This window comes from Nostocoides sp. F2B08 (assembly GCF_009184895.1).
Lineage (GTDB): Bacteria > Actinomycetota > Actinomycetes > Actinomycetales > Dermatophilaceae > F2B08.
Genome location: NZ_WESE01000009.1, coordinates 142,237 through 166,235, shown reverse-complemented (window position 1 = coordinate 166,235; position 23,999 = coordinate 142,237). Strand labels below are relative to the sequence as shown.

Below are 23,999 nucleotides of genomic sequence, written 5' to 3'. Positions count from 1 at the left end.
GGCGAGGGGTCGGGGTCGGCGACGAGCCGCCGCGTCCTCAGACCTGCGGCCGCCCCAGAGCCCGGTACGTCCAGCCGGCCGCCCGCCACCGGGCCGGGTCGAGCTTGTTGCGGCCGTCGATGATGACCGGCGCCTCGACGGTCGACGCGAGGGACGCGGGGTCGAGGTCCCGGTAGTCCTGCCACTCGGTCAGGTGCAGGACGACATGGGCGCCCTCGAGAGCCTCCGCGATCGTGTCGACGTACTCGGGTCCGGGCCGCTGGACCCGGGCGACGTGCAGCGCGCGGGGGTCGTGCACGCGCACCTGCGCGCCGGCGGCCTTGATCATCTCGGCGACGTCGAGAGCCGGGCTGTCGCGGATGTCGTCGCTGTTCGGCTTGAACGCCGCACCCAGAACGCCGACCCGGCGGCCTTTGAACGTGCCGCCGCACGCCTCCCGGGCGAGGTCGACCATGCGCGCCCTGCGACGCAGGTTGATCGCGTCGACCTCGCGCAGGAACGTCAGGGCCTGGTCCGCGCCGAGCTCCCCGGCCCGGGCCATGAAGGCCCGGATGTCCTTGGGCAGGCATCCGCCGCCGAAGCCGACACCCGCACCGAGGAACTTGTGCCCGATCCGGTCGTCGTGTCCGATCGCCTCCGCGAGCGCGAGGACGTCGCCCCCCGCGGCCTCGCACACCTCCGACATGGCGTTGATGAACGAGATCTTCGTCGCGAGGAAGGCGTTGGCCGCTACCTTGACGAGCTCGGCGGTCGGGTAGTCGGTGACGAGGCGGGGGGTCCCGGTCGACAGAGGCCGCGCATAGACGCGGTCCAGGAGCGCGACGTCGGCGTCGGACTCGGGAGAGCCGGGCTCGGCCACCCCGTAGACGAAGCGGTCCGGCGCGACGGTGTCCTCGATGGCGAAGCCCTCGCGGAGGAACTCGGGGTTCCACACGAGCCGAACCTCGGACTTCTTCCGCCCACCCGCCTTCGCGATCCGTCGGCGCAGTCGCTCGGCGGTCGCGACCGGCACGGTCGACTTGCCGACGACGAGGGACTCCGGCCGCAGGTGCGGGCCGAGCGCGTCGGCCGCCGCATACACGTAGGTCAGGTCGGCGCGGTTCTCGCCCGACGCCTGCGGGGTCCCGACACAGATGAAGTGCACGTCCGCGGGCTCGACGGCGGCGAGGTCGGTCGTGAAGGTCAGCCGCCCCGTCGCGAGCTGCTCCTGCAGCATCTCGTCCAGCCCGGGCTCGTAGAGCGGGGTCCGTCCGGCGGAGAGCGCCTCGATCTTGGCTTCGTCGACGTCCACGGCGATGACCGTGTGACCCAGGTCGGCCATACAGACCGCATGGACGGCGCCGAGGTAGCCGGTCCCGATGACGGAGATGGTCACGGGTGCTGTCGGCGTGGTCGGGGTGCTCAGCGTCGTCTCGGTCACGCGTTGCAGAGTAACGTCACCGAATGAGACGCAGATGAGACGGTATGCGACCCGCACCCGGGTGCAGTGAGAGAGGTTGAACCATGAAGTTCGGGATCTTCGTCCCGCAGGGCTGGCGGCACGACCTGGTCGGGATCGACCCGGCCCTGCACTGGGGCGTCATGGCCGGACTGGCGCGACGCGTCGACGCCAACGACGACTGGACCTCGATCTGGGTCTACGACCATCTCCACACGACACCGCGGCCCACCGAGGAGGCCACCCACGAGGCCTGGTCCCTCATGGCGGCCTTCGCCGGCGTGACCGGCCGCGTGCGCCTGGGCCAGATGTGCACGTGCATGGGCTACCGCAACCCGGCCTACCTGGCGAAGGTCGCCGCGACGGTCGACGTCATCTCGGAGGGTCGACTCGAGATGGGCATCGGAGCCGGGTGGTACGAGCACGAGTGGCGCGCCTACGGCTACGGTTTCCCCCGCGCCGGTGAACGGCTGGCGATGCTGCGCGAGGGGGTCGACATCATGCGCCAGATGTGGACCACCGGGTACGGGACGCTCGACGGTGAGCACTACCAGGTCGACGGCGCGATGTGCTTCCCCCAGCCGCTCCAGGGCACGTCGGCCCCCGGGAGCCCCGCCAACGGCATCCCGATGTGGATCGCCGGAGGCGGCGAGAAGAAGACGCTCCGGCTCGCGGCCGAGTACGCCGACTACACGAACTTCTCCGGCATGCCCGACGAGTTCAGCGCCAAGAGCGAGATCCTCGCCGGTCACTGTCGCGACATCGGCCGCGACGTCGACGAGATCGTCCGCAGTGCGAACTTCAACGTCGTCATCGGACGCAACGACAGTGAGGTCCAGAGCCGCCTCGACTGGATCCGGGACCACTACGCGTCGGCCGGCATGCCGGACGACGTCGTCGAGGCGACGGTCCGCTCGTTCGCGAACGGCCCGCTCGTCGGGACTCCGGAGCAGATCATCGAGACGCTCCAGGACATGGAGCGCCGTGGGATGACCTATGCCATCACGTACTTCGTCGAGGCCGCCTACGACATGACGGGCATCCAGCTCTTCGAGCGCGAGGTCCTCTCCGAGCTCGTCGACCACGAGCCGCACCGGCACCTCTGGGAGCGTCTCGCTGGACGATGAGCCGTCACGTCCCCCGGAATCCCAGTCCGGCCCGAGGTGTTGAGTCGACCGTGAGTGCGAACCGCCGGCCCGAACCCCTGTGCCCGGTGCGTCCCGGTGACCACTGCACCCTGTGTGTGCCCGGCGCGACAGGCCCGCACGACTGCGGACTGGTCTACCTCGTCATGGACGACCCGGATCTGGCCACCGAGCTCGCCACGCGTCGCGCCGAGGTGCGCCGGTCCGGGCTTCTCGCGAGGCCGGGCGCGGCGAGCGCCTGACCGCAGGCCCGGGCGCCGGAAGCGGTCGGTGACCGGCGCATACGATCGACGCATGCCAGCTGACTCGACCTTCGACACCTACCGGCTCTCCGAGGACCACGAGGCCATCCGGGCGGCCGTGCGCGAGATCGCCGAGGCCCGGATCGCGCCGTTCGCCGCGGAGGTCGACGAGCAGGAGCGCTACCCGCAGGAGGCGCACGACGCGCTCGTCGAGACCGACTTCTTCGCGCCGCACATCCCGGAGGAGTACGGCGGAGTGGGCGCGGACGCCCTCGCGATGTGCATCGTCATCGAGGAGGTCGCCCGCGTGTGCGCATCGTCCTCGCTCATCCCCGCCGTCAACAAGCTGGGGTCGATGCCGCTGATCGTCGCGGGCAGCGAGGACGTCAAGACGCGCTACCTCAGCCGCGTCGCGTCCGGCAGCACGTCGATCTCCTACGGCCTCTCCGAGCGCGAGGCCGGCTCCGACACGGCCTCGATGCGCTGCCGTGCCGTCGCCGACGGCGACGACTGGGTGCTGTCGGGCCAGAAGTCGTGGATCACGAGTGCCGGGGTCTCCGAGCTCTACACCGTCCTGGCGGTCACCGACCCCGACGGCCCGCGCGGCGGCAACGTGACGGCCTTCGTCGTCGAGTCCTCCGATGACGGCTTCGACCTCGGCGCCAAGGAGCGCAAGCTCGGGGTCCGGGGCAGCCCGACGCGCGAGCTGATGTTCGACCGGTGCCGGATCCCCGGTGACCGCGTCGTCGGCGAGGTCGGGGAGGGCCTGAAGATCGCGCTGCGCACCCTCGACCACACAAGGGTGACGATCGGGGCCCAGGCGGTCGGCATCGCCCAGGGGGCGCTCGACCACGCGCTCGACTACATCCGGGAACGGCGGCAGTTCGGGCAGCGGGTGGCCGACTTCCAGGGCATCCAGTTCATGGTGGCCGACATGGCGATGCAGCTCGAGGCGGCCCGCCAGCTGGTCTATGTCGCCGCCGCCAAGTCCGAGCGGGGAGAGAGCGACCTGCCGTTCTTCGGCGCGGCGGCGAAGTGCTACGCCACCGACATGGCGATGCGGGTGACGACCGATGCCGTCCAGCTCCTCGGCGGCGCCGGCTACACCCGCGACTTCCCGCTCGAGCGGATGATGCGGGACGCGAAGATCACCCAGATCTACGAGGGCACCAACCAGATCCAGCGCCTGGTCATGGCGCGCCAGCTGCTGCGATAGGAGAAGACGGCGTGAGCACCGAGCTCGCCAGGGCACAGGCCGACGTCAGGCGGATCTACTCCGGGGGATGGGGTGGTCCGGCCGTCTCCGCCGTCGTGTGGTTGGCCGCAGGTGTGGTCGCCGGCCGCAGCACCATCCCGACGGGGGCGGCCGTCCTCTTCGTCGGCGGCGCGCTGCTGATCTTCCCGGCCAACCTGCTGCTCAACAGGATGCTCAGCGGGCGGGCAGACCTCCCGGCAGGCCACCCGATGCGCGGTCTGGCGATCCAGACGGCCGCCACCATGTCGGTCGTGCTTCTGGCCCTGTGGCTGGTGTCGCCCTCGATCCAGGAGGCATTCTTCCCGCTCGCGATGGTCGCGGTCGGAGCCCACTACTTCCCCTTCGCCCACCTGTACGGCGAGCGCGCTTTCCTCGTCGCCGGCGCCGTGCAGTGCTCGGTCGGGCTGCTGCTGCTCGTGATCGACGCGGGCGACACGGTGGGTGCCTATGCGATGACGGCGCTGTTGGCCCTCACCGCGGTCTTCCTCGCCGGGCGACACCGCGCCCGCACGCGTCAATAGTCCCCCCGGTCAGGCCGACGGGCGTCAGGAGGGGGCGACGAGCGGCTCCCCGTCGCGGATCTGCTGGAACAGCCGGTCCGCGGCGGCGTCGTCCCACAGCACCGCGCTGCCGGCGCTGGTCTGCGCGTTCATGTTCGCAACCGGAACCTGGAGGCTGAGGGTCTGACCACCGGAGACGCCGCGCATGGTGAGCAGCACCTGGCCCATGTCGATCATCGACGTGTTGTCGCCGATCGCCATCCCGTCGGCGGCGGACTGGGTGAAGCCCCACCAGCGCCATGGGATGAGCACGGTCGAGGGGGTGGCCGCCTTGTCCATGATGGCGCCGAGGAACTGCCGCTGACGCTCGGCCCGACCGAGGTCGCCGCGCGGGTCGGAGTACCGGGCGCGGACGTAGCCGAGCGCGGTCGGCCCGTCGAGGGTCTGACACCCCTCCTGCAGGTTGATGTGGGCTCGGGGGTCGTCCATGTCGAATGGCACGCAGATGTCGACGCCGCCCAGACTGTCCACGACACCGGCGAAGCCCGCGAAGCCGATCTCGGCGTACCCGTCGATCCGCAGGCCGGTCCGCTGCTCGAGGGTCTCGACGAGCAGCTCGGGGCCACCGATCGCGAAGGCCGCGTTGACCTTGTTCTCTCCTTGCCCCGGGATCGAGAGGAACGAGTCGCGCGGCACCGAGATCAGGGCGCGAGGGCCGTCGCCGGAGGGGACGTGGACGAGGATGATCGAGTCGGTGCGCTGCCCCTCACTGGACCCGGTGCCGAGCCGCCTGCGCTCCTCGGGCGTGAGGTCGCCCCGGCCGTCGTTGCCGACGAGGAGGTAGGTCGAGCCGCTGCTCGCGGCGACCCGCGTCTCGGGGGTGGCGTCGACGCGCTCGATGCGGAACCACGCGATGAGCGGGGTGGCGATTGTGAAGACCACCCAGGCGGTGAGCAGCCACGTGAAGACCCGCAGCGGGCCGAGCGTGCGGTTGCGTGATCGACGCCGGGGTGCGGGCGGGGGTGGCTGCGCCTGGGGGTATGCGCGGGCCGGGGGCGGCGGAGGCGGCGGTGGGGGCGGTGGGGGAGGAGGTGGTGGTGGTGCGGCCGCGGGTTGGACCGGCATCACGCGAGTCCGGTCCACCGGAGCGCGGTCGGGTGACTCGGGAGCCCGGTGCGATGTGGACCGGGTGTCCACCTCGTCCCAGTCCGGAGCCGTATCGGGGCCCGTCGGACGGCCGCGCCTGCCGATGGGGATCGCGCGCGCGTCGTCCTCGTGTCCCGGGGTCATCCCACCAGTGTCACGCGCCCTCGCCGCCCTCGCCAAACGCGCCCGGGGGACCACCGCATACCCGTTTGTTGGGGTGGCCGTGCACCGACCCAGTCCACTCGGCTGCCCCGAATGCACTGGAGGGCGACCAGATGCCCGGTCCCGGCATGCCGACGGCGCGGCATTCGGCGCGTCTGGCAGGCCCCCGGCGCAGTCTCCTCGTGCCGGCATGCCGACCGCGCGACATTCGGCGCGTCTGGCATGCCCCCGGCTGAACCTCCTCGTGCCGGCATGCCGACCGCGCGACATTCGGCGCGTCTGGCAGGCCGCCGCCGCAGTCTCCTCGTGCCGGCATGCCGACCGCGCGACATTCGACGCGTCTGGCAGGCCGCCGCCGCAGTCTCCTCGTGCCGGCATGCCGACCGCGCGACATTCGGCGCGTCTGGCATGCCCCGCCGCAACTTCCCGATCCCGGCATGCCGACGGCGCGGCATTCCGCGCGTCTGGCAGGCCCATCCGGGGTCCCGGGAGGTGTGGGCCGGCTCGCGACACGCCCGAGGTGCCTCCCCGACGGCCCTGACCTGCTCCGCTTTACTTGTCGCGATGGTCCCTGCTCAGACGAGGAGCCGCCCCGTCGCCGCTCATCGGCCGCGGCGCTCGTCGGCGCACCCTGGCGGCGCAACGGACGAGGACTACCAGACCCACGTCAGTCATGCGGTCGCCCGTCGTCGCGCCGTGAGCCTTCTGGCGATGAGTCTGGTGCTCCCGGGCACCGCGCAGGTCGTCGCCGGGAACCGGGCGGTCGGGCGGCTGGTCCTGCGGGTCTGGCTCGGGCTGCTCGCGTTGGCCGCGCTCCTCGGCGGCATCGCCTACATCAGCCTCTCGACGGTCGTCGGGCTGATGTCGGCGCCGTGGTTCCTCGCCGTGGCGCAGTGGGTGCTCTATGCCTGGGCGGCGATCTGGGCCCTGGTCCTCATCGACGCCTGGCGCCTCGGCCGCCCGGCGAGCCAGCCGACCCGAACGCGGCGGCGGTTCGCCATCGCGACGGTCGTCCTGCTCCTCGCTCCGGCCGGGGTCGCCTATGCGGGAGCGTCCGTCTCGGCCGGCCGCGCGGCTCTCGGTGCGGTCTTCGGCGGCGGACCGACCGTCCCGCCCGTCGACGGCCGCTACAACGTCCTGCTCATGGGTGGCGACAGCGGCGAGGGCCGCGAGGGCACGCGTCCCGACAGCCTCCAGCTGGTGAGCATCGACGCCGACACCGGACGAGCGGTCACCTTCGGTTTCACCCGGGACACGGAGAACATCGTGTTCGAGCCCGGGTCGGTGATGGCGGGGCTGATGCCGGAGGGGTGGACCTGCGGGGACGACTGCCTCCTCAACGGCCTCTACACCTGGGCCTGGGACCACCAGGACGAGTTCCCGCCGGGCACCGAGGATCCTGGCATCCTGGCGACGCGTGAGGCGATCGAGGCGCTGTCCGGTCTCGAGGTGCAGTACCACGCCCTCGTCGACATGAACGGCTTCCGCAGCCTCATCGACGCTCTGGGCGGCCTCGACATCACGGTCATGCGGCGGACGCCCATCGGCGGGGGGACCTCTCCGGTCATCGACCACATCGAGCCCGGGCGTCAGCGGCTCGACGGCTACCACGCGCTCTGGTACGCCCGATCGCGCGAGGGCTCGTCCAACTACGAGCGGATGGCCCGCCAGCGGTGTGTGATGTCGGCGATGGTCGACCAGGTCGACCCACGGACGCTCGCGCTGCGGTTCGGCGACATCGCGGCCGCCTCGACGGGCGTGCTGACGACCGACATCCCGCAGTCTGAGCTGGGCAACTTCGCCGAGCTCGCACTCAAGACGAGGGCGCAGAAGATCACCGGGGTCAACTTCGTGCCGCCGCTGATCGACCCCTGGGACTTCGACCGTGCCGAGGTGCACCGGATCGTCGAGGAGGCCATCGAGGCCTCCGAGGACACGGCCGACGAAGAGGCAGTGAGCACCTCCGCCGTTCCCCTGCCGACTCCCGGTGTCACCGCCTCCGCTCCCGCTGCCGACCCGGGGAACGACGCGACGTCCGACGACGAAGCGAGCCCCGCATACGATCCGCTGGCCAAACCGAGCGAGGACGCCTTCGCGCAGACCGACGACATCGCGTCCGTGTGCGCCGTCGGGTAGGTGCCGCTCGCCCGCCCGCCGCGGCGGGCATCTCCGGGTTTCTCGGCGTCGGTCACGACGCCGCACACCGCCCCCGCGGGGTGCCGCCGGAGTGTGCCGAGGCCCGGAGCAGGGGGTGATCCCGGCTAGAGTGGTCCCTCGGTGCATCGTCTCTGCGGCACCGTCCCGACCACTCCACTCTCATCACTCCACCCATGAAGAAGACCCAGACAGAGGAGACCATGAACGCACAGTCCTGGATCGACGGCAGGTCGATCCTGATCACCGGCGGCTCCGGGTCCTTCGGGAAGCGTTTCATCGCCACCCTGCTCGAGCAGTACAAGCCAGCTCGCGTCGTGGTCTACAGCCGAGACGAGCTCAAGCAGTTCGAGATGCAGAACGCCGAGCCGTTCAAGGACCATGCGTCGACCATGCGCTACTTCCTCGGCGACGTCCGGGACGAGAAGCGGCTCCGCAAGGCGATGGACGGCATCGACGTCGTCATTCACGCGGCCGCGCTCAAGCAGGTGCCGATGGCCGAGTACAACCCCTTCGAGGCCGTCAAGACCAACGTCCACGGTGCCGAGAACGTCGTCAACGCGTCCATCGACGCCGGTGTCAAGCGCGTGGTCGCCCTCAGCACCGACAAGGCGGCGGCGCCGATCAACCTCTACGGTGCGACCAAGCTCGCGTCGGACAAGATCTTCGTCGCCGCGAACAACCACAAGGGCAGCCGGGACATATCCTTCTCCGTCGTGCGCTACGGCAACGTGCTCGGATCGCGCGGCTCGGTCGTTCCGTTCTTCCGCGCCCAGCAGCAGAACGGCTTCCTGCCGATCACAGACGAGCGGATGACCCGCTTCACCATCACGCTGCAGGAGGGCGTCGACTTCGTCCTCGCCTCGCTCGCGCGGATGTGGGGAGGCGAGCTCTTCGTGCCGAAGATCCCGAGCTACCACGTCGTCGACGTCGCGACCGCGATCGCCCCCGAGCTGGAGCAGCGCATCGTGGGCATCCGGCCCGGTGAGAAGCTGCACGAGGAGATGATCACCTCGACGGATGCGATGTCCACTGTCGAGTTCGACGACTACTACGTCATCCTCCCGTCCTACTCCAACTGGGACATCGACGACTTCATCGCCAACAGCGCGCCGAATCCCGGGCGCCTGCTCGAGTACGGCTTCGAGTACAACAGCGGCACCAACGAGCACTTCCTCACCGTGGACGAGCTGCGCACCCTCATCGAGACGGTGCTGCCGTGAGCGGTGAGTTCATCCCCTACGGGCGTCAGATCATCGAGGACGACGACGTCGCGGCCGTCATCGGCGTCCTCCGGGGCGACTGGCTCACCACCGGGCCGACGGTCGTGACCTTCGAGGAGGAGTTCGCCGCCTTCGTCGAGGCGCCGCACGCCGTCGCGGTGTCCTCGGGCACCGCGGCGCTGCACCTGTCGGCGCTGGCGGCCGACCTCGGCCCGGGGGACGAGGTGATCGTCCCCGCTCTGACCTTCGTGGCCAGTGCCAACGCCGCGCGCTACGTCGGCGCGACGGTCGTGTTCGCCGACGTCGACCCCGACACGTGGCTCATCGACGTCGATGCGGTCCGTGGGCTGATCACCGACCGCACCAGGGCGATCGTCGGGGTCGACTACGCGGGGGCCCCGTGTGACTGGCCGGCGCTTCGCGAGCTCGCCGACACCCACGGCCTGGTCCTCATCGAGGACGCGGCACACGCCCCCGGCGCCACCATCGACGCGCGTCCCGTGGGCTCGATCGCGGACTTCACGTGCTTCTCGTTCCATCCGGTGAAGCACCTCACCACCGCCGAGGGCGGCATGGTGACGACCACGACGGCCGAGCGAGCCGCGCGCCTCAAGAGCCTGCGCGGCCACGGCATCGCCAACGACTTCCGGGCGCGTGAGTCGGAGGGGACCTGGGAGTACGACCAGCGCGAGCTCGGCTACAACTACCGGCTGCCAGACACCGCCTGTGCCCTTGGGTTGAGCCAGCTGCACAAGCAGCCGGAGTGGCTCGACCGGCGCCGCCAGATCGCCAAGCGCTACGACGAGGCCTTCGCCGGCATGCCCGAGGTCCAGACCCAGGTCGTCCCCGACGGGCGCGTGAGTGCCTGGCACCTGTACCCCGTGCGTATCACCACACCCGACGCGAGCAAGGCTCGGGCGCGGGTCTTCGCCCGGATGCGGGACGCGGGGATCGGCGTCAACGTGCACTACCGCCCGGTCTACCTCAACTCGTACTACCGCGACCTCGGCTATCCCGAGGGCCTGTGCCCGCAGGCCGAGGCGGTCTACTCCGGCCTGCTCTCCCTGCCGATGTGGCCCGGGCTCACCGAAGCCCAGCAGGACCACGTGGTCGCGACCCTGAGTGCCGCCCTCCGAGGCTGACAGGTGGGGAATCGCGTCGTCCTGATTCCCGCGCGGGGTGGCAGCACCCGAGTTCCCCGCAAGAACGTCCGGGAGTTCCTGGGCCGACCGGCCATCAGCCGCGTGATCGACACCGTGGTGGCCAGTGGTGTGGTGGACGAGGTCGTCGTCTCGACCGACGATGCGGAGATCGCGGACACTGCGCGAGCGGCCGGGGCGAACGTCCCGTTCGTGCGCCCGGCCGAGCTCGCCGACGCGTACACGGGTGCCCGCCCGGTGATCCAGCACGCGATCGCCGAGCTCGGGCTGGACGCCGATGTCCGTCTGGGGGTGTGCTACGCCACGGCGGTCATGGTCAAGCCACGGGACGTCGTCGAGGCGGAGCGCCTGCTCGAGCCCGCCACGGTCGACTTCGTCATGACCGTGGCGGAGTTCCCGGCGCCGATCGAGCGCGCTCTGCGCGTTCGACCGGACGGTCTCGTCGAGGTCGACGATGCGTCCTACCTCTCCGTGCGGTCCCAGGACCTCGTGCCGGCCTACCACGATCTCGGCCAGATGTACTGGGGCACGGTCCGCGCCTGGAGAACCGATACCCCTGTCGCCACGGCCCGCACGAGGGCCTACGTCATGGAGTCCTGGCGAGCAGTCGACATCGACACTCCTGAGGACTGGGTGCGAGCCGAACGGCTGTTCCGGGCGGATGTCGATGGCTGAGCCCCGTGTTCTGGTGCGTGTCGATGCGGGGATGGGGATCGGTCACGGTCACCTGGTCCGGTCGCTCGCGGTCGTGCGCACGCTGACGAGCCGCGGGGTGCACGTCACGGTGGCGACCCGGGCACAGGGAGGGCACGTCGAGGCGATGATCACGGCTGCCGGTGCCCACCAGGTGGCCCTCCCCGCCGGCGATGCCGGCGAGAACGCCATCGGCCGCGTCTGGCCCGCCGAGCGGCAGGAGGCCGACGTCCGCCTCGTGTTCGACCTGGTGGGACGGGGCTGGGACGCCGTGGTGGTCGACCACTACCGGCTCGACGCGGCGTGGGAGTCCGTCGCGGCCGAGCGCGGCGGACGACTCGTCGTCATCGACGACCTGGCCAACCGCGCCCATCGGGCGGATGTCCTCGTCGACCACAACTGGTACGGCTCGCACACCTCACAGCGCTACCGGGAGCTCGTCGACCCTTCGACCGACCTGCTCCTCGGCCCACGGTATGCGCTGCTCCAGTCCGACTATCTGTGCGGCCGGGAGCACGGTCCCGTCGTGCACCCGCCCCGGCGGGTGGTGGTGTCGTACGGCGGCACGGACGCAGGGGGCCAGTCGGCGAGGGCCGTGGACGCCCTCGATGTCATGCAGGGCGCGGAGGTCGACGTCGTGGTGGGCTCGGCGGCCGCGGTCACGGAGGATCTGGTCGCGGCGACCGCGCGGCGGGGGGCCCGGCTGCACGTCGAGCTGCCGAGCCTCGCGCCGCTGTACGCGCGAGCCGACCTGGCCCTGGGCGCGAGTGGCACCGCGACCTGGGAGCGACTCCGTCTCGGCGTTCCGGCGCTCGTGACGACGGTGGGCGAGGGCCAGTCGGGAGTGACCCGGGCCTTGCACGAGGCCGGTCTCACCCGATGGATCGGGACGGCCGCCGATGCGACCGTGGACATCTACCGCTCCGCCCTCCGCGACTACCTCGACGACGGCCCCATGGACATCCCCGCCCTGGTGGACGGCTACGGTGCTGTCCGGGTCGGCTTCGCCGTCGTCCCCCCGCACTCCGGCGAGCTGTCCATGCGCGATGCCCTTCCACAGGACGCCGCCGCCTTCGTCACGGCCGGTGGCGCCGGGATAGGCGACGATGAGGGCGTCACGGCGTGGCGTCGACGCGATGAGTGGTTCGGCACGCAGGCGAGCGGTGCTGTGCAGATCGTCGAGCTGGCCGGTGTCCCGGTCGGTGTCGTCGGCGGCCCGGGTGGTTCGGGCAGGGTGCTGGATTCCTACGTCTCATGACGCGGGCGAACTGAGAGGGTGGTGCACATGACGCGAGCATTGATCCTGGGGACCCTTCCCGGACAGGTGGATGCCATCGATGCGCTCAAGCAGCGCGGGCTCGAGGTGCACGCCTGCGGACACCAGCGGGTCGGCCCGGGCGTGACCGCCGCCGACCGCTTCTGGGAGGTGGACATCACCGACGTCTCCGCCGTGCGAGACCTGGCGGAGAGCATCGATGCGCAGCTGGTCTACTCGGTCGGCTCCGACATCGCGATGCCGACCGTGGTCGGTGTCAGCGAAGCCCTGGGTCTGCCGCACTTCCACTCCAGTGAACTGACCGAGGTGCTCCGCAGCAAGACGCTGACCCGTGAACGCCTCGATGCCGCCAGTCTGAGCCCGGTGGCCCACCTGAGGGTCGGTCCCGCGGACGACGCGAACGACTGGGCGGTGTTCCCCGCGTTCGTCAAGCCCGTGGACTCACAGGGACAACGAGGGATCTCCGTCGTCTCGGATCGTGCGCAGCTGCAGGCGGCCCTCGCCGAGGCGCGCAGTGCGACCCGCAGCGGCGAGGTCATCGTCGAGGAGGTGCTCCAGGGTCCGGAGGTGTCCATCCACGTCTTCGTCGACGACGGCGAGGTCCGGTTCTTCCTGCCGTCGGACCGCTACGTGTGGGACGGCCCCATGGTGGGGGTCGCCGAGTCGCATGCGATTCCGCTCGCGCCGGCCACCCAGGGCGCCCACGACAGCCTGCGCGAGCTCGTGGCGCAGTGTGTGGCTGCCCTCGGTGTCACCGACGGCCCGCTCTACTTCCAGACGATCGTCACCAGCGACGGTCCCCGGATCATCGAGATCGCCTCGCGCCTCGACGGCTGCCACATGTGGCGGCTCATCAAGATGACGACCGGCTTCGACTTCCTCGACGCGGTCCTGGGCCGGCTGCTCGGGGACCCATGGCCCGACATTCCGGAAGAGCCCGCGGCGGAGCCCATGACCCTGCGGTTCTTCCTCGACTCACCCGATGTGCTCGCCACCGACGAGTACCTCGCGGCGACGGCGACACCGGACGCCCTCTTCGTCGATCTGCAGGTGCCCCGCGGTGAGCGCCCACGCCGCACCAACGACGTCGTCGCCCGCTTCGGGTACGAGATCTACCGCGGGTTCTGACGTGGCGGTCGCGGTCACCGGAGCCTCGGGATACATCGGACGTCGGGTCGTGGCCCGCCTCCAGGGCGAGGGCACGTCCGTCGTAGCGCTCTCCCGGGCCGGTGAGACCGGGCGGTTCCGTGACCTGCTCGACGGCCGGGAGGGCACGCTCGCCGAGCTCATGGTCGGGACGCAGGCACTGGTTCATCTGGCCGGTCGCCTCGTGGACGATGTCGCGGCCCCCGTTGAGGCCTACCTCGAGCCCAACGTGGTGCTGACCGACCGGGCGCTCGCTGCCGCGGTCGAGGACCACGTGGAGGTCGTCGTCCATGCCTCCAGCCGTCTCGTCTACCCGTCCGACCTGACGACCCCGGCGGTCGAGGACCGGGACGCGCGGCCCGACACCGCATACGGGCTGAGCAAGCTCTGGGCCGAGGACGTCGTCCGCTTTCGGACGGCCGGGACCGGGACGTCGGCTCTGAGCCTGCGGGTCGCCCAGGTCACCGGTGGTGACCATCCGGGACTCGGAGTGATCAACACCTTCATCCGACAGGCGCGGGAGACGGGACGCCTGACGGTCCGCGGCAGCGGCGCGGCGGTGCGCGAGGTGGTCCATGTCGACGACGTCGTCGAGGCCGTGATCAGCGCCCTTCAGCACCGTGGGCCGTGGACGCCGGTGAACGTGGGAGGGGTCGGTCCGATGACGGTCGCCGAGATCGCCGGGCAGGTGGCCGAATCCGCAGGTCTGGGCCCGGAGGCGGTCCGGCACGTGCCGGTCGACCATGACGACCTGAGCGTCTATGCACTGGATCCCACCCACCGTCGCGAGGTGCTGCCGTGGGAGCCGAAGTGGTCGATGCCCGATATCATCACCGAGGCCATGCAACAGAAGGAGGAGTCGCGATGAGGATCGCGAACCGACCCATCGGACTGGCCGAGAGGCCCTACATCATCGCCGAGATGTCCGGCAACCACGACGGCTCACTCGAGACCGCCCTCCAGATCGTGGATGCCGCCGCCGAGGCCGGGGCCGACGCCGTCAAGCTGCAGACGTTCACGGCCGACTCGATGACACTCGACATCGATCACCCGGACTTCGTCATCAGCAACCCCGACTCGCTCTGGGTCGGACGACGTCTGCACGACCTCTACGAGGAGGCCCACACGCCCTGGGACTGGCATGCACCGATCTTCGCGCGGGCCGCGGAGCGAGGGTTGGCGTGTTTCAGCTCTCCGTTCAGCGAGGAGGCCGTCGACTTCCTCGTCGACCTCGGCGTGCCCGCCCTGAAGATCGCCTCTCTCGAGAACGTCGACCTGCCGCTCATTCGCTACTCAGCGGCCACCGGCCTGCCCCTGATCATCTCGACCGGCCTGGCCACCGAGGACGAGGTCGCGGCGGCGGTCGACGCGGCCCGGTCGGCGGGGTGCACGCAGCTGGCGATCCTGAAGTGCACAGCGAGCTACCCTGCCGATCCGACCCAGTCCCACGTGCGCACGATCCCGGACATGCGGGAGCGCTTCGGGTGCGAGGTCGGGCTGTCCGATCACACGATGGGCATCGGGGTGCCCCTCGCTGCGATCGCGATGGGAGCGGTCATCGTCGAGAAGCACGTCACCCTCTCCCGAGCGGGTGGGGGTGTCGACGCGGCCTTCTCGCTCGAGCCGCACGAGCTGGCGGCGCTCGTGACGGAGTCCGAGCGGGCCCATCAGGCTTTGGGGGAGGTGCACTACGGTCCCGTGGCGGGTGAGGCCGGCGCGCTGCTGCGTCGACGCTCGCTCTACTTCGTCGAGGACGTCCCCGCGGGGACGACCCTGACCGCTTCGCAGGTCCGTCGGATCCGGCCGGGCAAGGGCCTCTCGCCCAAGTACTACGAGCGCGTCCTCGGGTCACGGACCCGGACCGACGTCTCCCGCGGAACCCCTGTCTCCTGGGACTTGATCGACGCCGAACCGGAGGCCTGAGGTTTGCCCAGGGGGGATGCCCTCGTCGCCGTCCGCAAGGTCGTCCTGCGCGACCCCAGGCTCCGGAGGGTGGCGTCCTTCGCCTACCGGACGGTCAACAGGAGTCTGCTGAGTCAGCGGGCCGAGGTGGACCGGGCCTTCGTCGAGGGTCGGTGGCAGGACGTCGTGGACCTGGTCGCGGGCCTCGACAGGGATCCGCGACTGCGGTTCTCACCGCGGATCTACCTGCGGCTGAGCGTCAGCCATGCCCACCTCGGCGACCAGGCGACCGCTCGGGCCGTTCTCGAGCAGGCGGGTCGGAGGATGCCCTGGAGCGACGCGATCGCTCGCCTGCTCGCCGAGTGGGCGATGCACGAACGGGACTATCCGCGGGCGCTCGTCAACTGGCAGCGTTTCGCGATGTCGAACGACAAGCGTCGCCGCGGCGTCACGGTCCGCCGGGCACCCGCCTTTCCGGTGAGGGGGAACGATCTCGACTGGTATGAGGTCTCGTGGTCCCACATCGTCTCGGATTGGGACCGCTGGTGGGCCCAGGCCGGTCAGTCGCCGAAGCCGGAGACGTATGCGCGGCTGCTGTCCACCCTCGTCAACGCCGACATGACCGCAGAGCTCGGTGAGCTGAGCCGGCTCGCGCTCCGCGATCACCCGAACGACCGGGAGATGGCCCTGTGCGTCGTCGACGCGCTCGCGAGGATCGGCGACCTCGGCACGGTCGGCGAGCTCCGCGAACGGTTCACCGAGGCCGGCGCCACCCGGACCGGCCGGGATGTCGCGTCCGAGATGGAGTCCGCCACGGATGTGGTCGCCGACCTCGGCCACGAGGTTCCGGATGCCGATCACGTGAGGATCCTCGACGTGGCCCATCTCAGCGGCGCGGACTTCGTCATCCGTTCGGCCGACTACTGGGACGAGCGCCGGATCGCCGAGGAGGCACTGCGGCTGGCGGACCGGGACCGTTGGCCCGAAGGCTTCGCCGACACCGACCTGCTCTCCGAGCAGGCCTGGGAGACAGCGCTGGAGTTCGCCCGCACCCGCGCCGAGGGCCTCGGGATCTCCGACGAGACCTTGGCCAGAGCCGTCTTCCACTTCGTCAAGAACGAGCTGTGTCTGAAGCTGCCGGCGGACCGGATCGCGGAGGAGATCGTCGCCACCGGAGATGGGGGGCCGGTCTTCGTCGAGCTGCCCAGCATGAAGATCTCCTACCTCAGCAGCTATGCGTCGAGCCGCTTCCAGCAGGTCTACCTCTACGCGGCCCTGCGGCGCCTCGGCTGCAACGTCTTCCTGGTCCGGTTCCCGACCCAGCGCCGCCCGCGGCGCCGGTCCCGCCTGACCGGGGACCTGACCGCGACCCTCGTCTTCACTCCCCAGGCCGGAGGACTGCGACCGCAGTTCCGGACGCTCGAGGAGGCACCGCGGACCGCTCGGGTGCTCGTCCCCGCCGGCCTCCGCTCGGTCTCCGGGGTCCTCGAGATGATCGCGCCGGCCATCGTGGTCAACTCCGGCTCGGTGATCAAGGGACTGGCGTACGACCGGTCGGTGCGGCAGGGATTCGACTTCCCGGTGCACGCCGAGCTGCACCCGCACGCCGACGTCCTCCCGGACTTCGCCATCGACCTGCACCCACGTCGGTGGTGGGTGCGATCGTCGGGCACGCTGACGGCCATCGACGTGCAGCCGGACGACTCGTTGCTCAAGGCCACGGCGATGGCCGAGGTCCGGCTGTTGCACGCTCGACTCCCGCAGGGTGACTGGTTCGACCTGCTCGCTAGGGCCCTGCTGCCCTACTTCCGCGAGTACCTCGGCAAGGCCGACGACTTCCTCTCAGAGCACGGGGTCGACGAGATCCACATAGGCGACTACGTGTATGCGGAACCGACGCTGTTGGCCTCTCGGGTCAAGCGTCGCGGGGGAACGGTGCACGTCTGGCCGCACTCCACCAACCCGGTCCACGTCCGGTTCCACGACCCGACGATGATCGACTCCGTGCGGGCGGTGACCCGCTCCGGCGCAGCGCGATGGCGCGAGCGCCTGCCCGACGCAACCGTCGGACAGGCGCCGCACCTGATGTTGCGGCGACCCGATTCCATCGTCCCCTGGCAGCCGGGGGAGCCCCTCTCGGTCGTCGTCATCGGGGGTCGACCCAAGCTGCGCAACCTGCCGATCCTCGACATCGCCGCCCACGAGCAGACCTACCGTGACCTCTTCACCGCGATGGCCCCCCTCGTCGACGAGGGACTGATCCGGGTGTACTTCAAGCCGCGCGGACTGACCGGCGAGCACGAGCAGTGGCTGGACACCGTGGTGGGTCGCACCGCGGGCTGGTCCCGCGTGCTGGCCCATCCCAATCGCATCGCCCTGGACAATCCGCTGTTCATGTCCGTGTCGGTCTCGTCGTCGGCCCTCCTCGAGGGAGTCGTGCGCGGCATTCCGGGCGTCGTCGTCCGGGGTGGGTACTCCCGCGACTACCTCACCGCCGACGACGGGTCCGTCGAAGAGCTGTCCCTCTCGACCGTGGCCGAACGACTCGCCCAGCTGTCGAGCGAGGGCGCATGGGCCACGCTGCGGGAAGCGCAGCTGGCCGCGCTCGAGAAGGAGCTGCGCTAGCCTCTGCGCCTTGTTCGGTGGCGGCCTCGGGGCGCGGTCAAGGCCCGGTACCCTGACCTGGTGTCCGCTCCCCAGTCGTCCCCGGTCCCCACCGTGGGGGTCGTGATGTTGCACATGGGGGACCGGCCGGCGGAGCTGGCCGAGGCGCTGCGGACCCTTCGGTCCCAGGAGGGCGTCGACCTCGACGTCGTCGTCGTCGGCAACGGGTGGTCGCCGACCGGCCTCCCGGAGTGGGTGCGTTCGGTCCACCTGCCGGAGAACGTCGGCATCCCGGAGGGTCGCAACGTCGGCGCGCGCGAGGCCCGCGGTGAGCTGCTCTACTTCTACGACGACGACGCCAGCCTCCCCGACCCGGGAACGCTCCGCGCGCTCGCCGATGTCGTGCTGGCCGATCCGCGCCGCGCCGTCGCCCAGCCACGCGGGCTGGACCCCACCGGGAAGGCCCCGCCGCGCCGGTGGGTGCCGCGGTTCCAGGTCGGCGACGGCGGGAAGGCCGGTGAGGCGACCTGGTTCTGGGAGGCGGTCGTGATGATCCGACGCACGGCCTTCGACGAGGTCGGCGGCTGGCCCGGACAGTTCTTCTTCGGTCACGAGGGCATCGACCTGGCCTGGCGGCTCATCGACGCCGGCTGGACGATCTACTACGCCCCCGAGATCGTCGTCCATCACCCGTCCACCGCACCGGCACGTCATGCGATCTTCTACCGCACCAACGCCCGCAACCGGGTGTGGGTCGCGCGGCGCAACCTTCCGTGGCCCCTCGTGCCCGTCTACCTGTCGAGCTGGGTCCTCGTCACCGTCGTGCGAGTCCGCGACGCCGACGCTCTGCGGACCTGGCGTGACGGCTTCGTGGAGGGAGTGCGCTCCGACCCCGGCGGACGACATCCGATGTCCTGGCGGACAGTGCTCCGGCTGACCCGCGCCGGTCGACCGCCGGTCGTGTAACGGTGACCCGCGAGGTCGTGCTGAGCGGAGTGCGTGGGCGGACGCATCTCGTCTATGCCGCGTCGTTCCTCCGCACCCTCACCGACCGGGTGAGCGTGCACTACCTCAGCGGCCCGGACTTCCTGGGCGCGAAGGTGACGTCGGACGAGGTCCTCACCCACCTCCCGGAGGGGGTGCGGCTCGAGATGTGCTCGAGTGCGGACGAGCTGCCCCCGCGGGGTCCCCTCACCTACATCGCTGTCGGGGCTCCCGGTCTGCGCCCTCTGGCCGCCATGCGTCGCGCGCAGCTGTTCCGACGGATCGATGTGGTCGTCGTCGACGAGGGGCTCGGCAGCTACGGGGATCGGCGAACCCGGTACGCGGCATACCGCCGTCAGGGTGGGCACGCCGTGCGTTCGGCAGTGCGGGCGGCGGCGGTCGACCTCGGCGCCCGCACCCTGACCGGGACCCGCTGGCCGCTCTACCTCAAGGACCGGGACTGGGCGGTGTTCGAACCGGTCGGCGAGGAGTTCCGTCGTGCGCTCGGGCCGCTCGACCCGACTGCGGCCGACCCTCGACGTGCCGTGTTCCTCAGCCAGCCGTGGGTCGATCTCGGGCTCTCCTCCGAAGACCGGTACCTCGCGCACGTCATGCGACTGGCGACCGAGCAGGCCGACCTCGGCCGCCGGCTCGTCGTCCGGCCCCACCCCGCTGAGCCCCCCGAGCGGTACCGCGACTTCGCGACCATGGTCGAGGTGGGTCCCGCGGAGCTCGACCCGGAGGTGGTCGGCGCGGGCCTCGTGATCGGTGCGTCGAGCACGGCGCTGCTCAATCTCGCTGCGCTGCATGGGACTCCGGTGCACCGGGTCCGCGCGCCGGGGACGGAGCATCTCGAGGCGCGACTGAGCGCTGACCAACGACGGCTGCTCTCCCGTTACCTCCCGCCCGTGAGCCCCAGCTGACGAAGCCGACGCCGCCATCGGCGGTGATAGGCTCCCAGCCCGGAGGAGGCTGAGCCCTTGCAGCGTGCCATGACGGTGGTCCTATGGGCCTGCGACGTCGAGCCGCACTGGGCATCCGTCGCTGCGAGCCTGGACCACAATCGCGACGAACGCATCGGGTGGCTCATCGTCGACGACGGTTCGGCCGACCGGACCGGCGACCTCGCCGAGGCGTGGGCGGAGACGACCGACGGCGCTGCCGTCCTCCACCTGGACCGGCGCTGTGGTCCCATCGCCGCGCGCAACGTCGGCCTCGATGGGGTGCATACCCGGTTCGTCACGTTTCTCGACGCCCCGGACTACTGTGCGCCCGGCCGGATGATCGCGCTTCTGGGCGCTCTCGAGGAGCTCGACGTCGCATTCGTGCGCACCGACCACGTCCAGGTGCGCGGGAGCCGGCGGCAGGTGGTCCGGACCCCGGAGCGTCGACACGGCGTGCCGTTTGCGTCGAGGTCCGGCGTGGGCGACGGGACCCGCGAGGCGATGGTGGACTACGTCGCGGTGTGGGCCGGCGCGTACGACCTGCACCGCCTTGGAGGCGCATCGACCTTCGACGAGGCCGTCGGATCGGAAGCGGCCTGGCCATGGGTGTGGGCCCTGCACCTCACGGATACGAGGTACGGCGTCGTCAGCGCTCCCGCCTACTACCGCTCGCCGAGAACCACGGGCTCGGAGGCCTCCGCGGCGCAGTCGCTGCTCCCGGCATCACGGGCGATCGTCGAGCTGGTTCGAGAGCGCGCCAGCGGTCCTGCTCTGCGTCACGCGGTCCACGCGATCTGCCATCGGGTGGCGCGTGACGCTCTCGCAGCGGCTCCGGATGACGAGGACGCGCGTCGGACGCTCGCCGGTGACCTGGAGACCCTGCTGGAGGAGCTCCCCGACAGCGAGGTTCGGTGGGTGCTCGCCCGGATGGCGACCGTGCGGACCGCGGCTCTTCGGGCTCTGGGCGTGGAACTGCCCGACTACGGGGAGCTGCGATGACCGTCCTCGTGGGCGTCGGGGACGTGGTGTCCGCGGCGACCGCACTCGCCGCGCTCCGTGAGCGAGGTGTCTCCGCCGCCGACATCGTGGTGCTCGTCGGGGACATGGATCACGGCTCGGAGGTCAGACCCGACCCGCGCACCGTGCCCGAGATGGCCGCGCTCCTGGCCGGCGTACGTCGCGTCGAGTCGCTGAACACCCTGATCTGGCCGCAGGTGCCGCAGGGCTGGCGCGCGTCGGACCTGCTCGTCGACGGTGTGGGCCGGCTGCTCGTCGAGCTCGAGGACACCCTCGAGGAGCTGATCGTCGCCGATGACCACCCGGCGTGGAAGATCCTGGCGCGAGCATCCAGGGGCGTTCGAGTGACCCGGCTCGCCGTCGGCCCCGGCGCTGCTGCGCCGGCCTCCGACGCCGATGTCGCGGCTCTCCTCGCCCCACTGCGATCACGCCAGGTTTCGTCGGGGGCTGCGGTCTGGGTGCCGAACGGCTCGACGCTCGTCGACCGCGACGTCGCGGAGCTGGAGGCGTTGCTGACGGTCGCGGCCCGGGACGGGCACCCGGTCCAGGTGCTCGTCAGAGATCTCCCGTCCTTGCCGCACGGGTGGTTCGACGAGGTCCCGGCAGGGGAGCTGCTCCGCGAGGTCACGCTCATCACCGCTGACGTGGCGCCCGAGGTCGCACTCCTGCGGCACCCGGTCGAGACCCTCGTGACGCGCGACCCTGTGCTTGCCGCCCGGGCCGGGTTGCTCGGGGTTCCACATGTGCGCCTCGTCGACGGCGCTGGGCAGGACAGCGGATACGCCATGATGGTGCCCCCGACCGGGAGGCCCGGTCGCACGAGTGAAGGACAGGATGCGGTGAAGGACGACCAGCCACGCGACAGGGTCCCAGCGGGACCGGCGACCCGCCAGTTCCGATTGTCCACGGTGGGCGTCCTCTTCGCTCTCGGGGCGCTCGCGGTGGGTGCCGTCGCGGTGGTTCTCGTCGACTCTCTCCTCGGTGGCGCGGCCGCTGTGGCGACCACCGCGCTCCTGCTCGGAGGTCTCGGCATCGCCCTTGCCGCGGCCGTGGTGTGGGAGATCCGCGCCCATCGTCATGAGGTGCGAGCCGGCCGTCGCAGGCTCGAGGCCACGCTTCGTGACCTGCAGGTCGGTGTGGGCGAGCTCCAGAAGGGTATGGGCGACCTGGGCACGAGCCTGCGTGAGCTGCGCGAGCAGCACGACGAGCATCGCGCGCAGCTGGCCGCGATCGAGCAGAGGGGAATCGTCATCGCCGCCATGCAGGAGCGCAACGTCGTGGCCACCGAGGACATCGCGCGGGTCGCCGCACTCCTCGCCGTGGACGCGGAGATCGGCACCGACCGCCCGGGCGACCGATGAGAGACTTTCCGGCAGAGGTGAGGGTCCCCGACCTCCCCTCCGGCGCGGTCCGCCCCTTGGTGGCCTCTCGAGCGCGCGACGACCGCGTGCGGATCGGCATCGCGTCGATGGTCGGCCGCGAGGACGGGCTCGCCGAGGTCCTGACCCGTCTGGTGCCGCAGGCGGACGAGGTCTTCGTCTACCTCAACGGCATGAGTGAGGTCCCACCCGGCCTGCGGGGCGAGGATCGGGTGCGCTTCGTCACGGGACCGGACCTGGGGGACCGGGCCAAGTTCGTCTTCATGGACGGATTCGAGGGCTACTACCTCCTCTGCGACGACGACATCACGTATCCGCCCTTCTATGTCCGGGCGATCGTCGACGGGATCGAGCGGTATGGCCGGCGAGCCGTCGTCGGGTGGCACGGGTCGCTGATCACCGAGGCCTACACCGACTTCTACGACGTCAAGGGGTCGCGTGAGGTCGTCGCCTTCAACCGGGAGGTGCGCACGGACGTGCCGGTGCACATGCTCGGCACCGGAATAGCCGGCTTCCACACGAGCACGATCGACATCGCGCTGGAGGATTTCCTCCTGCCCAACATGGGAGACGTGTGGCTGGCCTTCGCGGCGCAGCGCCAACGGGTGCCGATGGTGGTCCTCAGCCACGAGCGTGGCTGGGCCTCGCCCATGGTGCGGGGGGCGCGGTCGATCTCACGGGAGTCGACGCAGCGGGCCGGCTCCGGGCTGGACGTCGGGAGGACCGTGACGACACTGGTCGGGGCGTGGCCGAGGTGGCAGACCTTCCCCGCCGAGCCCGTCACCACGAACGCCCCCCCGGAGATCACCGTCGTCGCCACCGACTCCGCGCTGGCCGACCGGCTGCGGGCCGTCGGGTGGCGGGTGTTCGCCGTCCCCGCGCTCGTCGACGCTCCCGGAGGTCCCGCTATCGTCGACCTCGTCGGCGTTCCGCCCTCGGAGTGGCCGGTGGCGGGAGAACTCGTCGCGGGCGTCGAGCGTGGGTCCCGGCTCCTGCTCAGAGTGGACGCCGCCGGTGTCGCGGCGCTCGCCGACCGCACGACGTGGCGCGACCTGCTGCAGCGAACCACCGTGCTGGTGCCGGAGAACGTCACGGTCGACGCCCCGGTCGCGCGGATCGTGACCGAGCCGGCCACCCTCGGCCGGCCTCCGGGCCCACGCGTGCTCCGCGATGGGCTCACGGGGGTCCTCACGGTCGGACGGCGATCAGAGGTCGCCCTGCACGGCGCATCGGACGTCGCGGTGACGTCGGCTGACGAGACGCTCGGCGATGACCCGGGTCTCGAGACCGTGGACGCGGAGGTGCGCCGGCGTCAGGCGGTGGTCGTCGGTGACGACCCCCGCGCGCGTATCGTCGTCGAGTCCGCACTGCGCGCGGGAGTCCCGGTCGTCGACCACGGGGGCTCGCTCGCCGTCCGGTCGCTCCTCGGGGATCTCGCGGTGGGCCTCGAGGACGACCTGGCTCTGCCCGCCGTGCTGCGCCCAGTGCTCCGTGAGCCCTCCACCTGGGAAGCGTGGAGCAAGGCCACCCACGCGCGGGCCGGCCTGTTGGCGGGCTCCGGCCCCACCGCCGTCCTCGCCGCGCGCCTGCGGGCAGCGCTGGTGCACGTGTGACCCAGGTCGACGCGTC

20 protein-coding genes are annotated in these 23,999 nt (G+C 70.9%); 18 read left to right on the top strand and 2 right to left on the bottom strand.

Annotated features, from left to right (window positions below; translation table 11 throughout):
• Window positions 1–37: 37 nt before the first annotated feature.
• Window positions 38–1,375 (bottom strand): UDP-glucose/GDP-mannose dehydrogenase family protein, encoded by a 1,338-nt coding sequence (locus tag GA707_RS17200; RefSeq protein WP_152179746.1) that lies wholly within the window; start codon window positions 1,373–1,375, stop codon window positions 38–40.
• 128 nt (window positions 1,376–1,503) lie between these two features.
• Here GA707_RS17200 and GA707_RS17195 point away from each other — a divergent pair, with 128 nt between their 5' ends.
• From GA707_RS17195 to GA707_RS17180, 4 genes are read left to right on the top strand one after another with little or no spacing between them, the layout of a single operon-like run.
• Window positions 1,504–2,565 carry an LLM class F420-dependent oxidoreductase gene (locus GA707_RS17195; RefSeq protein ID WP_152179672.1) on the top strand — a complete coding sequence of 354 codons (1,062 nt, stop codon included), beginning with the start codon at window positions 1,504–1,506 and terminating at the stop codon, window positions 2,563–2,565.
• Between the two features lie 50 nt (window positions 2,566–2,615).
• Window positions 2,616–2,825 carry a DUF6767 domain-containing protein gene (locus GA707_RS17190; protein ID WP_226963903.1) on the top strand — a complete coding sequence of 70 codons (210 nt, stop codon included), beginning with the start codon at window positions 2,616–2,618 and terminating at the stop codon, window positions 2,823–2,825.
• Window positions 2,826–2,877: 52 nt separating this feature from the next.
• The gene (locus GA707_RS17185; RefSeq protein WP_152179671.1) at window positions 2,878–4,041 is read left to right on the top strand and encodes an acyl-CoA dehydrogenase family protein; all 1,164 of its coding nucleotides are present in this window, start codon (window positions 2,878–2,880) and stop codon (window positions 4,039–4,041) included.
• Window positions 4,042–4,052: 11 nt separating this feature from the next.
• Window positions 4,053–4,601, top strand: coding sequence for a hypothetical protein (locus GA707_RS17180; protein ID WP_152179670.1), 549 nt, complete (start codon window positions 4,053–4,055; stop codon window positions 4,599–4,601).
• A 24-nt stretch (window positions 4,602–4,625) separates the two neighbouring features.
• Here the strand turns inward: GA707_RS17180 and GA707_RS17175 are convergent, their stop codons facing one another.
• A complete protein-coding gene (locus GA707_RS17175; protein ID WP_152179669.1) occupies window positions 4,626–5,870 on the bottom strand; it encodes an LCP family protein in 1,245 nt (414 codons plus the stop codon).
• A gap of 729 nt (window positions 5,871–6,599) precedes the next feature.
• Between GA707_RS17175 and GA707_RS17170 the strand changes: the two genes are divergently transcribed.
• The 14 genes from GA707_RS17170 (at window position 6,600) to GA707_RS17105 (ending at window position 23,983) form a co-directional block, all read left to right on the top strand.
• Window positions 6,600–8,024, top strand: a complete 1,425-nt coding sequence (locus GA707_RS17170) for an LCP family protein (RefSeq protein WP_152179668.1) — start codon at window positions 6,600–6,602, stop codon at window positions 8,022–8,024.
• Window positions 8,025–8,218: 194 nt separating this feature from the next.
• On the top strand, window positions 8,219–9,265 hold the full coding sequence (pseB, locus tag GA707_RS17165) for a UDP-N-acetylglucosamine 4,6-dehydratase (inverting) (RefSeq protein ID WP_226963902.1): 1,047 nt from the start codon (window positions 8,219–8,221) through the stop codon (window positions 9,263–9,265).
• Window positions 9,262–10,407, top strand: a complete 1,146-nt coding sequence (gene pseC / locus GA707_RS17160) for a UDP-4-amino-4,6-dideoxy-N-acetyl-beta-L-altrosamine transaminase (RefSeq protein ID WP_152179667.1) — start codon at window positions 9,262–9,264, stop codon at window positions 10,405–10,407. The genes pseB and pseC overlap by 4 nt, the downstream gene beginning before the upstream one ends.
• Window positions 10,408–10,410: 3 nt before the next feature.
• Window positions 10,411–11,100 carry a pseudaminic acid cytidylyltransferase gene (gene pseF / locus GA707_RS17155; RefSeq protein WP_152179666.1) on the top strand — a complete coding sequence of 230 codons (690 nt, stop codon included), beginning with the start codon at window positions 10,411–10,413 and terminating at the stop codon, window positions 11,098–11,100.
• Entirely contained in the window at window positions 11,093–12,376 is a 1,284-nt protein-coding gene (pseG, locus tag GA707_RS17150; protein WP_193315395.1) for a UDP-2,4-diacetamido-2,4,6-trideoxy-beta-L-altropyranose hydrolase, read from the top strand. Before pseF ends, pseG begins: the two co-directional genes overlap by 8 nt.
• 27 nt (window positions 12,377–12,403) lie before the next feature.
• Complete coding sequence (locus tag GA707_RS17145; RefSeq protein ID WP_152179664.1) at window positions 12,404–13,522, top strand: acetyl-CoA carboxylase biotin carboxylase subunit family protein; 1,119 nt, start codon at window positions 12,404–12,406, stop codon at window positions 13,520–13,522.
• Between the two features lies 1 nt (window position 13,523).
• Complete coding sequence (locus GA707_RS17140) at window positions 13,524–14,408, top strand: NAD(P)-dependent oxidoreductase (RefSeq protein ID WP_193315394.1); 885 nt, start codon at window positions 13,524–13,526, stop codon at window positions 14,406–14,408.
• On the top strand, window positions 14,405–15,463 hold the full coding sequence (gene pseI / locus GA707_RS17135; protein WP_152179662.1) for a pseudaminic acid synthase: 1,059 nt from the start codon (window positions 14,405–14,407) through the stop codon (window positions 15,461–15,463). The genes GA707_RS17140 and pseI overlap by 4 nt, the downstream gene beginning before the upstream one ends.
• A gap of 3 nt (window positions 15,464–15,466) precedes the next feature.
• Complete coding sequence (locus GA707_RS17130) at window positions 15,467–18,067, top strand: hypothetical protein (RefSeq protein WP_152179661.1); 2,601 nt, start codon at window positions 15,467–15,469, stop codon at window positions 18,065–18,067.
• Between the two features lie 60 nt (window positions 18,068–18,127).
• Window positions 18,128–19,012 (top strand): glycosyltransferase family 2 protein, encoded by an 885-nt coding sequence (locus tag GA707_RS17125; RefSeq protein WP_226963901.1) that lies wholly within the window; start codon window positions 18,128–18,130, stop codon window positions 19,010–19,012.
• Between the two features lie 2 nt (window positions 19,013–19,014).
• Window positions 19,015–19,953 (top strand): hypothetical protein, encoded by a 939-nt coding sequence (locus tag GA707_RS17120; protein WP_152179660.1) that lies wholly within the window; start codon window positions 19,015–19,017, stop codon window positions 19,951–19,953.
• A 69-nt stretch (window positions 19,954–20,022) separates the two neighbouring features.
• Window positions 20,023–20,973: a glycosyltransferase family 2 protein gene (locus GA707_RS17115; protein WP_152179659.1), complete on the top strand. Its 951-nt coding sequence runs from the start codon at window positions 20,023–20,025 to the stop codon at window positions 20,971–20,973.
• Entirely contained in the window at window positions 20,970–22,352 is a 1,383-nt protein-coding gene (locus GA707_RS17110) for a hypothetical protein (protein ID WP_152179658.1), read from the top strand. Before GA707_RS17115 ends, GA707_RS17110 begins: the two co-directional genes overlap by 4 nt.
• 17 nt (window positions 22,353–22,369) lie before the next feature.
• Complete coding sequence (locus GA707_RS17105; protein WP_152179657.1) at window positions 22,370–23,983, top strand: hypothetical protein; 1,614 nt, start codon at window positions 22,370–22,372, stop codon at window positions 23,981–23,983.
• Window positions 23,984–23,999 lie beyond the last annotated feature (16 nt).

Bases quoted from the DNA above. Each gene is read 5' to 3' on its own strand.
- GA707_RS17195 (WP_152179672.1), top strand. From the start codon at position 1,504: ATGAAGTTCGGGATCTTCGTCCCGCAGGGCTGGCGGCACGACCTGGTC.
- GA707_RS17185 (WP_152179671.1), top strand. From the start codon at position 2,878: ATGCCAGCTGACTCGACCTTCGACACCTACCGGCTCTCCGAGGACCAC.
- GA707_RS17175 (WP_152179669.1), bottom strand. From the start codon at position 5,870: ATGACCCCGGGACACGAGGACGACGCGCGCGCGATCCCCATCGGCAGG.
- GA707_RS17170 (WP_152179668.1), top strand. From the start codon at position 6,600: ATGAGTCTGGTGCTCCCGGGCACCGCGCAGGTCGTCGCCGGGAACCGG.
- pseB (WP_226963902.1), top strand. From the start codon at position 8,219: ATGAAGAAGACCCAGACAGAGGAGACCATGAACGCACAGTCCTGGATC.
- pseG (WP_193315395.1), top strand. From the start codon at position 11,093: ATGGCTGAGCCCCGTGTTCTGGTGCGTGTCGATGCGGGGATGGGGATC.
- GA707_RS17145 (WP_152179664.1), top strand. From the start codon at position 12,404: ATGACGCGAGCATTGATCCTGGGGACCCTTCCCGGACAGGTGGATGCC.
- pseI (WP_152179662.1), top strand. From the start codon at position 14,405: ATGAGGATCGCGAACCGACCCATCGGACTGGCCGAGAGGCCCTACATC.
- GA707_RS17115 (WP_152179659.1), top strand. From the start codon at position 20,023: ATGACGGTGGTCCTATGGGCCTGCGACGTCGAGCCGCACTGGGCATCC.
- GA707_RS17110 (WP_152179658.1), top strand. From the start codon at position 20,970: ATGACCGTCCTCGTGGGCGTCGGGGACGTGGTGTCCGCGGCGACCGCA.